Below are 11,848 nucleotides of genomic sequence, written 5' to 3' on the forward strand. Positions count from 1 at the left end.
CAACATGACGTTACAGTTACAGCATGTTACAAAGAAGTACAAGGATTTTACAGCTGTGGATGATTTAAATTTTACCATTGAAAAGGGTGAAATTTTTGGTCTAATTGGTCAAAACGGTGCAGGGAAAACGACGACATTCCGAATGATTTTAGATTTACAGGAAACAACGGCGGGGACGATTACTTGGGATGGCCAGCCAGTCAATGCCATTAACCGAGATGTCCTTGGTTATTTACCTGAGGAGCGTGGTATTTTCCCGACGATGAAGGTGGAGGAGCAGCTTTACTTTTTTGGCGAGCTACGTGGCATGAAACGGGCAGAGCTGAAAAAGGAAATTGATTTTTGGATTCAACGATTTGAATTAGAAGAAAAACGTAAGGATAAGGCAGAAACACTGTCAAAGGGGAATCAGCAAAAGGTACAGCTGATTGCAAGCTTCATCCATAAACCAGCGTTTTTAATTTTAGATGAACCATTCAGTGGGCTAGATCCAGTCAATAAAGATTTACTAAAGGATGCGATTCTACTATTGAAAAAGCAGGGCACAACCATTTTGTTCTCCAGTCACCAAATGGACAATGTCGAGGAGCTTTGTGATCATTTGTGCTTATTAAAACGAGGTATTTCTTTATTTTCTGGAAGCTTACTAGATTTAAAGAAACAATATGGTAAAACAAAACTTGCTGTTCGTACGGATTGGTCAACGACACAGTTATTGGCACTAGAGGGTGTTAAGGATGTGCGCGTAGAGAAGGAGCAAACGGTGCTTACATTAGCAGACGAAAGCTTTGCCCAAAGTATTTTTGAGCAACTGTCCAATGGGAAGTATATTGAAAAATTCAGCTTAGATTATTTATCGTTAGATGAAATCTTTAAAGATAAGGTAGGTGGCCATGTTGTCGAAGTTTAGTTTATTAATGAAGCAATTATACAAAGCTAAAATTAAATCAAAATCCTTTATTTTAATGACATGTTTATATGTCCTTGTCATGTCTGTGGCTGTCTTCTGGTCAGAAATTAAGGAGCTATTCACAGGCGATGATGAAGCACAGCAAATCGCGATTATCAATGAAACCTCTGCCGATTTAAGTGGTATTTTTGTCTCGAATGGAGACATGGCCTTTATTCAGGATGAACAAGATGTTTCGGCCCTCGAAAAAAGAGTGAAGGACGGCAAGCTCGATGCTATTGTGACGATTAACGATCAAAATGGTCAGTTACATGCGGAAATTGCTACGTTCACACCACTAAAATTGAATGATCAATCTACATTATCATCCTTATTACAGTATGCAGGTCAGCATTATGCTGTACAGCAACTATCGTTATCGCCTGAGCAAGCAGCACAAATCATGGCGGCTCAAACAACGATTTCAACGAAAAACTTAAATGAGGAATCAGCAGGTGGAAAAAGTGAGGAAGAAAAGCAATCAGGGCTAGTGGTTTCCTATGCGGTTGGGATTTTAATCTATTTCTTTATTTCTACATTCCTATCGATGATTACAACTGAAATTGCCTCTGAAAAAGGCTCACGAGCAATGGAAATGCTTTTAGTAAGTGTCAAACCAGCGACACATTTTAAAGCAAAAATTGCAGGCGTTTTATTGCTCGCTTTAACACAGATGGGCATTATTGCAGTAGTGTTCCTTATCTATGCGAAGTTTATCAAAGGCGGAATGGTTTGGGATGCGGCGGCTAGTATTGTCAAGGAATTGTCTGTTGGCTATGTCATCTATGCCATCGTATTCCTACTGTTAACGGTTATCTTGTATCTCATCATTGGCGCATTATTTGGCTCTTTAGTATCGAAAGTAGAGGAAGCGGGTCAAGTATTAATGCCTGCTATGATTATTACAATGATCGGCTTCTATGTTATGCTGACAGGTATGGGTAATCCAGATACAATTATCATTAAAATCTTCTCTTATATCCCACTAACTTCTGGTATGATCATGCCAATGCGTATTGGCGCTACAGATATTGGTGGCATTGTCCCATTACTTTCATTAGGAATTTTAGTCGCAACGATTATCGTCGTATACCTATTTAGTTTATCGTTCTATAAACGTAGTGTATTGACATATAGCTCTGGCGGCGTCATTCAAAAAATTAAAACGGTATTAAAGGTAACAACATAACACTAGGGCAGCTACATCATGATGTAGCTGCTTTTTTGGTCACAAGAAGCCATAGTTAGCAAACAATGTAAAGGAATTTACGGAATTAGTCGAATTTTGCATAGAAAGAAGCTATAATTTAACAAAGGGGTGAGACCATGTTAGCTAAATCAGAGGTGGAAGCGCTCCTTGCCCTCCCACCAAATCAACGTTTAGCAACACCTGAGGAAAAAGCGCAGTTCTTTCAAAAACTTCAGCAGCTTTGTCCCATGAATAATGAAATAGAAGAAATTCTCCACCATCGTACTGAGATGGACATTTTTGTTGATAATACTCACCCTAACCAATACAGCGTGCAATATAAGCTTCACCAGAATGGCTATCGTATAGCAGACTCATATTTTTTCATACTATAGAAAATGAAACTTTTTTACATGGTAATCGTAAGTATTTAGTAGAGATAAATTGCAGGGGGTAAAACGTATGTCTGAATTCAACAATGATCTTTTAAAATCCAAGGACCCATTCGCTTCAGAAAATCCTTTATTACAGCCAAATCCACTTTTACAGCAGGCGCCTGAGCAAAAGCCGGTACTTGTATCTGAGCAGGAGCTATCACAAATCGCTCAAAATCAGCTGATGCTAAAGCAAGATCCAGAGGTTCATACACTTGCACAAAAAATTGATGTCAAAGATCAAATTGCCATGCTAGAGCTTGGTAAAGAAACAGCAAGTGGCATTTCTACCTTTTCAGATAAAATGCTCGCAACGATGAAAGCTAGTAAGCTGGAAGAATCGAGTGTGCTATTAAATAACCTGAATAAAATTATGGATAAATTCGATCCACAGGATTTTGCGGAAGAGAAAAAGGGCGGTTTCATCTCCAAGCTCTTTAACAAAGGAAAAGAGCAATTGGAAAGGTTCTTATCTAAGTATGACAGCATGAATAAAGAAGTGGATGTCATTTACCGTGAAATCCAAAAATACGAAGGGGAAATGAAGCGTAATACCATTGATCTGGAAAATCTGTATGATCAAAACTTAAATTACTTCCAATCATTAAGTAAATTTGTTGCTGCGATTGAAGTAAAAACAGAAGAGGTTCGCGCATCATTACCTGCACTTGAGCAAAAAGCACAAACAGGTGATCAACTGGCAGCCATGGAATATGAAACAATGCTTCGCGCTGTGGAATTATTAGAGCAACGTCGCTATGATTTGGAAATGGCACAACAAGTATCCTTCCAATCAGCACCACAAATTCGCTTAATGCAGCAAGGGAACAATCATTTGATTGCCAAGATTAATTCTGCCTTTGTCACAACGATTCCGATCTTTAAGCAAGGGCTGATCCACGCAGTCACATTGAAGCGTCAAAAGCTGATTTCGGATTCTATGGTGGAACTGGACCGCCGTACGAACGAAATGCTTGTCCGTAATGCTGAAAATATTAGTAAGAACAGTGTGAATATCGCACGTCAAGCTGGTAGCCCAAGCATTAAAATCGAAACGATTGAAACAACGTGGCAAACAATTATGGCTGGTATTCAAGAAACGAAGCAAATTCAAGCAGAAACAGCAAGAAACCGTGAAGAAGGTCGTAAACGTATTGAACGTTTGCAGTTGGAATATGAAAAACTGAAAAAAATGTAAGGCCCAAGCTTCTTGCAGCTATTGTTGCAAGAGGCTTTTTATATGGAATGTGTAGTCAGGTAGAGAGGCTCTTTCCAAGGGTTTGCCATAATATTCGCTAAGATGGAAATGTTCTTTGACAAAAAGCAAAATAGTGATTATGATAAAGTTAAATGAGAATGATTATCAAATGAAGAAGGAAGCGGAAAGATGCGAAACAAAGCAATTCGATATCATGTATTTTTTCGTGGAGGAGAGAAAAATAAATGGCGAATAAAATAAAGCCCTCTACATTATCGTATGAGCCTTTTAAAGACGGAACGCTTGCTCTATACACGACAGATAGCTTAATGATTGTGCCGCAAAGCCGCTATTTAGAGCTGCTGCATACGGAAGAGTTATATAATGCGATGAATAGAGATTTAGATAACAAGCAAAATGGGTTAGAACGAGAACGAAAAATGCTAAAAATGCAAAATGCACAGCTAACAGAAGAGCTGCAAAAGTTCAAGCAGCAAAACACAGTTTTACAGAAAAAGGTAACAGAATATAATTGTGTGGTGGAGGAAATGAAGGTGCTCCGCCAACAAAATACGGATCTTCTCATTGAACTAAGTAAATATACAGCGATGTCAAGAGAGTCATTGACGGGGCCTTTGAAGTCGATGATTCGAGATATGCGTGAGCAAGGGGTTGGGATTAAAGAAATCCATATTCGCATCAAGCGCCAAATCAATCCCGAGATTAGCTATAGTACTGTACGCAAGTATATTTCTGAGCTAGAGTCGGAACAGAAAGGTTAACAGCTTTTAAAGGGCACTAGAAATTTGGCATTTACAGCAGCCACTCAAAGTCCTATAATGAGTCTATTCTTTAACTAGTTTAAGATTATAGGAAATCGTTTATCGATTTCAATCAGAGTAGGAGCGTTAGTGTCCATGTCAAATGAGAAAAAAGGGGTTTTGGCTGCCTTTTTTGCCTATGCCTTTTGGGGAGCATTCCCTCTATATTGGAAACTACTTGAGCATGTACCAAGTATGGAGATTTTATTATCCCGTGTCATTTGGTCCTTTGTCTTTACGGTACTTGCAGTTATCGTATTTCGAATGCGTCAGGATCTCGTAGCAGATCTAAAATATTTATGGTCACATCAAAAGCAGTTCTGGCAGCTTGCAGGTGCGTCCTTTGTCATTTCAATGAACTGGTATTTGTATATTTGGGCAGTGACACATAATCATCTCATTGAAACGAGCTTAGGTTATTATATTAATCCGCTCTTGTCTGTTATTTTTGGGGTAATTTTCTTTAAAGAATCGCTCAGTCGTGCACAATGGGTAGCGACAGGAATTGCATTTATTGCGGTGATTATTTTAACAATCAATTACGGCTCAGTACCTTGGGTAGCTTTATTGATTGCGCTATCTTTCGCTATTTATGGTGTGCTGAAAAAGAAAATTACACTGGATGCTACAAGAGGGTTAGCCATTGAAACGTTATTGATTTTACCCTTTGCATTAGGCTATTATGTGTATCTGTTTACTACCCATCAAGCCCTGTTTTTACATGTCGATGTTAAAACAGATATCTTAATGATCTTCAGTGGTTTAGTAACAGCCGTCCCGCTTATTTTATTTGCGAAGGGGGCACAAAATATTCCTTTATATTTACTAGGGTTTATCCAATATGTGTCGCCAACCATTGTCTTGATTTTAGGTATCGTGCTATACAAAGAGCCATTTAGTCAAGTTGAGCTCCTTGCATTCAGCATTATTTGGGCGGCATTACTCTTATTCTCTGGTTCCAAAATTATCGAGACAAGAAAAGCCCATCATAAATCAGTTTCGTAAAAGACTTGTAGATTTTTCTACAGGTCTTTTTTATGTCATTTTTCCCTCTTCGTTTAGTACGATTTGCATGCTACTCTATTGGAGATATGAATAAAGAGGTGTAATAAGTTGGAACATATTTTACTAGCCATTTTGGACTGGCTTTTATAGCCTTTGGGATGAGACATAATGCGAGCGTACATAAAGATGAGGGATTGGGCTCTAGCGGCTCTTTCATTTGGGATTTATTTACCCTAGTATTTGATAGAATGCCCTATTGGTACACAAAAATGTTTTATTTTTTTATCGGATTGAGCTGTTGGATTGCCTGCTATTTTGTTTAATCGTCTCCGATAGATCGATAAAATTCATCCACTAATATGGTGAAAAATATAGGTAGCTTGTTGAATTGTCTGGTTGAGATGGAGTGACTGTTTGAAAACTATCATAATCGCTAGAGCGAATGGTAGAACGAATACGATGGATGCTGGATTTTTCAGCTCATGCTTTTGCTTTCTAAAGAAGAGCCAACAAATAATGGCAGCAATTAAGACGATGATGAGAATAATGAGGCTAACAATGAGTGTAGAGTGCAACTCATTCACGGCTTCTCTATATTGCGCTAATAACCCCGCATTGTCTGGACTCTCCACAATGACTTTTTGGCTGTCTTTATGGGCAATATCCCACTTAAAGTGATCATTCTCCTGTAAGACTACATAATGAAAGCCCATTGCATTTCTTTCACCAATCACAGTGGAAGTGACAGAGGTTGTAGGGATTATTAAAATAAAGAAGAAAAGAAAGGTGAATAGGTAATGGATAATTCTTTGTTGCATTTAGGTACTCCCTCCAAATAAAGTCTTATTGATAAATTCGACAGAAATAGGAGAAAACCTTTTGAAGCATTGGCACCTTTACTTTCAAACCGGCATATAGTAAAATGTCAATAATTAGATAACAATGATCAATTAATGAGAGGTGCTTTTTTGTGAGTGCGGTAGGTTCTAACTAGGTAAAAATTGAATGAAATAGTGGCAATGACGACAGCCGGGGATTTATGTTATGGACACCCCTTATTTTGTCATGGACCTATTTCAACAACCTATGTAGATACCTACAATACTTTATCAAGCGTGGCATACAGGATAGAAACTTCAATTAGATGAAGTTTTATTTGTGATGCCGGGAAAATGCGCCTTTTAAAGATAGAGCTGTGGGGATTCCTCACAGCTTTTTTATGTTGTTTAAACCATCATTGCTATCTAATATTGGGTAGGTATCTTCATGTATGATAAAACATTACAATGAGGAGCATAACAAATGAATAAAACTACGCTTGAAAAATTACAATATCATGAATTAAAGGACATCGTTAAATCCTACTGTGTCAGCGGGTTAGGAAAACAGCTTTTAGATAAATTAATGCCAAGCTCAAACTTAGCAGTGGTAAAAAATCGATTGAATGAAACAACAGAAGCTCGTGCTATATTGGATGCAGAGGGGCATGTTCCGTTTTTAGGGGTATCGAATATTGAGCATATCATGACGAAGCTTGAAAAGGGGATGATTCTTGACCCCAGTGAGCTAGTGAGTATCTCCGATTTTTTACGAGGCTGTCGCAACATCAAAAAATTTATGTTAGATAAGGAATTTTTTGCGCCCGTTCTTTCTTCTTACGCTCATTCTATGGCTGAATTGAAGAGCGTGGAGGAGGAGATTAATTTTGCGATCAAAGCCAATCGTGTAGATTCGGCTGCTAGTCGTGAATTAAAGCGTATTCGTCATCATATGGAAACGACAGAGGAAAAATTGAAAGAGCGCTTAACGAAATTTTTGAATAACAGTGCCAATAAACCGTATATTCAGGAATTCTTTATCAGTCAAAAGGATGATCGCTATACGATTCCGATTAAGGCAACCTATAAAAATCATGTACAGGGAACAGTAGTGGAAATATCCTCAAAAGGGGCAACCGTTTTTATGGAGCCGAGTGTTGTGGCTAAATTAAATGTAGAATTGGCTACCTTAAAGGCTGAGGAAGCGGTGGAGGAATATCAGATTTTAGCGACTTTATCAGGGCTATTAATGGAACATCTGCATGCTATCACGATTAACATGGAGTTAATTAGCCAATATGATTTGGTCTTTGCGAAAGCGAAGTTTAGTAGACAAATTGGTGGAAGGGAGCCGCGTATAAATGATTACGGTTATATTCAACTGATCAATGGCAAGCATCCATTATTACCAGGAAATGCGGTGCCCCTTCAATTTTCCATTGCGAAAGACTATCGTAGTCTCATTATTACAGGGCCAAACGCTGGTGGCAAAACGGTCGTGTTGAAAACCATTGGCCTTTTAACATTAGCTATGATGTCGGGCTTCCATATTGTAGCGGACGAAGGAACGGAAATGGCGGTATTCGATCATATCTTTGTTGATATTGGCGACAATCAAAGTATAGAAAATGCACTAAGTACGTTTTCATCGCATATGAAAAATCTTTCCGATATTATGAGAGCCGCTAATAATCATACGCTATTGCTGTTTGATGAAATTGGCAGTGGAACAGAGCCAAATGAAGGAGCCGCACTGGCCATTGCGATATTAGAGGAATTTTATCAAATGGGCTGCATTACTGTTGCGACTACACATTATGGTGAAATTAAACGATTTTCTGAGATGCATCCTGATTTTATGAATGCGGCAATGCGCTTCCATCCTGAAACATTAGAGCCTTTGTATCAATTACTCATCGGCACGTCTGGAGAAAGCAATGCGTTATGGATTTCCAAGAAAATGAATGTCCGCGAAGCTGTTTTACAAAGAGCAAAGGATTATATAAATGACAAGGAATATCAGCTGACGCTCGTTCAGGACAGTAAAATTAGAAAGCCTAAAGAAGAGAAAAAAAGCATGGCAGCGGCATATGCATTTGCAAAAGGGGATCGTGTCAAATTATTGGACTATGATGATGTGGGACTGGTGTACGAAGAAATGAACCCGTACAATAAAGTCAGCGTATTCTATCAGGGGCAAATACTAGAGGTGAATGTGAAGCGACTTACCCTAGACTTACCCGCAACGGAGTTATACCCTGAAGGATATGATCTAGAGACTTTATTTGTAGACTATCAAGAACGTAAGCTTCAGCATGATATCGAACGGGGATCGAAAAAGGCTTTACGTAAGATCCATAAACAAATAAAGAACGATCGTCAGCAGTAAAAACAAGGGATTGCACAGCCTCGTGCAATCCCTTTACGCATTAAGTTATGGAATTAATTTGTGCCTTAATTGTTCGATAGACTTCCTCAATTTTTCGTTTATAGGGTAAATCCACTAAATCCAGTGAATCTGTGTAGGCCATTTTCGCAATTTCATAGGCTGTTGTGAGCTCACCAAAGTGTGCATAGCAAAGGGCTTTATAGGAAAAGCATTCATGTACGCTCAAGATATCATAGGGATGACTAATAAAGATCGGTATTTTTGTATAGTGATCAAAGGCGGCCTTTGCCTCCTCATAACGACCAAGTAAATATAAAGATTTTCCTTTTTCAAAATAAATATAGTTGGGATCTAGCTTGTCAAATTCCTTATGTTTAAGTTGATTAAAACGCTCTACTTCTATAAGTGCCTGCTCATAATGATGAACGTAATTATTGTAATAATGTGCTCGTATGACAAAAATTAACGCATCAACCTCATCCCGCCCAGCAAAAGCACGGTATTGATCAAGCTTCATCAGCATATACTCAACCTGTTCAAAGTCATGGTCAACCATGGCACAATAAGCGCCAATTCGATACATATCATCGATTTGATAGAACAGTTGATTTTTATGGGCATTGATAATCGTCTCGTTAATTAACTTTTTTCCTTCCTCATGTTTACCGATAGCAAGCTGTAGCGTGGCTGTGTAATAGGCCATTAATAAGGTGTCACGCGAATCAAGCTGATAATCTTCCTGTTCAATGATCTCCTTTGCTTGTAACATATAGGAGAAGGCTAATTCATATTGACGCTTTTCCGCTATAATAGCCATTTGTAGGACAAATGTTTTAAACCAATGGCTGAGTAAATTAATTTCTTTAAAAATAGTGCGTGCCTGCAGAAGCGGGGCTTCCCATGTCGATAATCCTGCTTCATACTGGGCATCTGCATAAATATATAATAAGCGACCTGCTTCATAGCTTTGAGGTAGGCCCTCCACAGACGGCTTAATCAAATCGACAATTTCTTGATGATGATCTGTATCACCACGTTTTACTTCTGCAAATAAAATTTCCACCTGCTCTAATAGCTGGCGAATGGAGGATGGGGTTACTTCTTCCAGTAATTCACTAGCTTTTACACCTAAACGTTCAGCAATATAGTCAAGGCTTTCCATGGAAGGCTTGGCCTTATCATTTTCTATTTGGCTTAACATTCCTTTAGTTAGACGATCACCGGCAAGTGCCTCTAATGTTAATTTTTGTTCTTTCCTTAATTTGCGAATTCGTGTGCCTAAAGAGTCCACTGCCTCGCCTCCTTTTGTTTAATTATATTAAACTTTTGCTTGCATGAAAAGGGGGAACTATGGTATATTTTGTTTAACCTAATTAAACTTTTTAATTTAGTTAAATAACGGAGGGATTTAGATGAATGAAGCGGAAAAGTTAAAAAAGGCGACCTATCATTTATGGACGTTCACAGCGAGTAAAATGATTGCCATGTTGGGTGCAAATGTGATGGCATTCGGTTTTAGCCTATATATTTTAGCGATGACTGGGTCGGCGATGAGTTTTGCGACGAATATGATTTGTTCCGTATTACCACGCGCACTTGTGGCACCCTTAGCAGGCTATGTCGCAGATAATTTCTCAAAAAAACGCACGATATTAATAGCGCAGGCAGGCACCATTTTGACAGTAGGAGGATTATTGCTTTATACAGAAACAGTAGGAATGTCCGTTTATGCTATATACATAGCTACTGTTTTTAATACTATTTGCTCAGCCTTTTCGGGTGTAACGTTTTCATCTGCTATTGCCACACTTGTTAATCCAGAACGATTACAGCGTGCGATGTCATTTAACCAAATGTCAATGTCCATAGCTGCGATTGGGGGACCAGTTATTGGTGGTATGATGTATGGATTTTTTAATATGGATGTATTTTTAATGGTGAATATGGTGGCCTATGCGATTGCCTTTTGTTTAGAGGCAACAATGGATTTTAACCTCTATAGTACAAGAGGGGAAGATACGAAAAAAGAAAAGATGTGGGAAGGGCTGAAAAGCGGTTTTCATTACATCAAGCAACGTAACGTCATTAAAACCATTATGTGGGTAGCATTATGGATCAACTTATTCTTTTCTGCCATCGTTGTTGGAGGAACGTACATCATCATCGAATTGCTAAAAATAAAATCCACACACTTTGGCTTTATTGAAGCGTCAGGTGCATTAGGTATGCTCTTGGCCTCCCTTTATTTCGCAACAAGACCGGAAGTAAAGGTACCTTTACGCTTTTCGAAAATCAGCTTACTGCTATTGGCGGGAAGTGTTGGCTTAGCAGTCATCCCATTAGTCACTGATTTTTCCTATATAGCTATCGTGATCTTCTACCTCATCATTTACTTTATTTTCGCAATTTTCGAAATGGGTATTAATATGCCGATTGGGGTATATATGCAAAAAATTATAGCGGAAGAGTACCGTGGGCGTGTCTTTGGGCTAATGGAAACGATGGCAATGTCCATGATGCCAATCGGTATGGTAGTCTATGGCATGCTATATGATACATTACCAGCTACGATTATTTTACCAGTAACGAGTGTCATTATTATTATCATTTCACTTGTGATGCTACGCTCATCTATTTTAAAAGAGGCACATCCAGAGTATTATGAAAAAGCAGCTCTACCGGAAAGGGTCGCTAACACAACAACTTAAAATAGCAGGCATGCAGTGAAATGCATGCCTGTTGTTAGTGTTGAAAAACAAAACAGTCAATTGAAAGGTAGCAATGGATTTCCGTTGCAGGCTACTTGCTTTCCTGTGGGCGAGCGCCGAATCGCTTCCTCCGCTACCGCTCCGTTTAGAGTTTTGCCTGTCTCGCTATCCCACGGGAGTCAAGTAGCCTTCCACTTCAACCCACTAACTTTTTAGCAAAGGTTTTCAAATAAAGTGAAATTACTTCTTCGCAATGAAATTAAGAGTCTATCCTTTCTCTAATCATACAAATAATAGGCTAATTTGATTACTACGGCTAGCTAGTATGAAAGATAAG

Annotated in this window: 10 protein-coding genes; 8 read left to right on the forward strand and 2 right to left on the reverse strand. The window is 38.7% G+C overall.

The genetic code is table 11. The features are described 5' to 3' along the window. Positions 1 to 4: 4 nt before the first annotated feature. The 6 genes from JTI58_RS17815 to rarD all read left to right on the forward strand — a co-directional run bounded on the left by JTI58_RS17815 (position 5) and on the right by rarD (position 5,596). Positions 5 to 910, forward strand: coding sequence for an ABC transporter ATP-binding protein (locus tag JTI58_RS17815; RefSeq protein ID WP_205442656.1), 906 nt, complete (start codon positions 5 to 7; stop codon positions 908 to 910). Further along, a complete protein-coding gene (locus JTI58_RS17820; RefSeq protein ID WP_205442657.1) occupies positions 894 to 2,138 on the forward strand; it encodes an ABC transporter permease in 1,245 nt (414 codons plus the stop codon). The genes JTI58_RS17815 and JTI58_RS17820 overlap by 17 nt, the downstream gene beginning before the upstream one ends. A 137-nt stretch (positions 2,139 to 2,275) precedes the next feature. Continuing rightward, positions 2,276 to 2,533 carry a hypothetical protein gene (locus JTI58_RS17825; protein ID WP_205442659.1) on the forward strand — a complete coding sequence of 86 codons (258 nt, stop codon included), beginning with the start codon at positions 2,276 to 2,278 and terminating at the stop codon, positions 2,531 to 2,533. 67 nt (positions 2,534 to 2,600) lie between these two features. Further along, a complete protein-coding gene (locus JTI58_RS17830) occupies positions 2,601 to 3,770 on the forward strand; it encodes a toxic anion resistance protein (RefSeq protein ID WP_004229508.1) in 1,170 nt (389 codons plus the stop codon). A gap of 245 nt (positions 3,771 to 4,015) precedes the next feature. Continuing rightward, the gene (locus JTI58_RS17835; protein ID WP_205442660.1) at positions 4,016 to 4,552 is read left to right on the forward strand and encodes a hypothetical protein; all 537 of its coding nucleotides are present in this window, start codon (positions 4,016 to 4,018) and stop codon (positions 4,550 to 4,552) included. A 135-nt stretch (positions 4,553 to 4,687) separates the two neighbouring features. Beyond that, positions 4,688 to 5,596: an EamA family transporter RarD gene (gene rarD, locus JTI58_RS17840; protein ID WP_205442663.1), complete on the forward strand. Its 909-nt coding sequence runs from the start codon at positions 4,688 to 4,690 to the stop codon at positions 5,594 to 5,596. Between the two features lie 347 nt (positions 5,597 to 5,943). Here rarD and JTI58_RS17845 read toward each other — a convergent pair whose 3' ends face one another. After that, positions 5,944 to 6,414, reverse strand: a complete 471-nt coding sequence (locus JTI58_RS17845; protein WP_205442665.1) for a hypothetical protein — start codon at positions 6,412 to 6,414, stop codon at positions 5,944 to 5,946. Positions 6,415 to 6,898: 484 nt separating this feature from the next. Here JTI58_RS17845 and JTI58_RS17850 point away from each other — a divergent pair, with 484 nt between their 5' ends. After that, a complete protein-coding gene (locus JTI58_RS17850; protein ID WP_205442666.1) occupies positions 6,899 to 8,803 on the forward strand; it encodes an endonuclease MutS2 in 1,905 nt (634 codons plus the stop codon). 40 nt (positions 8,804 to 8,843) lie between these two features. On the opposite strand, the gene JTI58_RS17855 is transcribed toward JTI58_RS17850, so the two are convergent. Then, positions 8,844 to 10,094: a helix-turn-helix domain-containing protein gene (locus tag JTI58_RS17855; RefSeq protein WP_205442667.1), complete on the reverse strand. Its 1,251-nt coding sequence runs from the start codon at positions 10,092 to 10,094 to the stop codon at positions 8,844 to 8,846. A gap of 121 nt (positions 10,095 to 10,215) precedes the next feature. Here JTI58_RS17855 and JTI58_RS17860 point away from each other — a divergent pair, with 121 nt between their 5' ends. Beyond that, the gene (locus JTI58_RS17860; RefSeq protein ID WP_205442668.1) at positions 10,216 to 11,511 is read left to right on the forward strand and encodes an MFS transporter; all 1,296 of its coding nucleotides are present in this window, start codon (positions 10,216 to 10,218) and stop codon (positions 11,509 to 11,511) included. Positions 11,512 to 11,848 lie beyond the last annotated feature (337 nt).

The organism is Lysinibacillus fusiformis (assembly GCF_016925635.1).
Taxonomy (GTDB): domain Bacteria; phylum Bacillota; class Bacilli; order Bacillales_A; family Planococcaceae; genus Lysinibacillus; species Lysinibacillus fusiformis_F.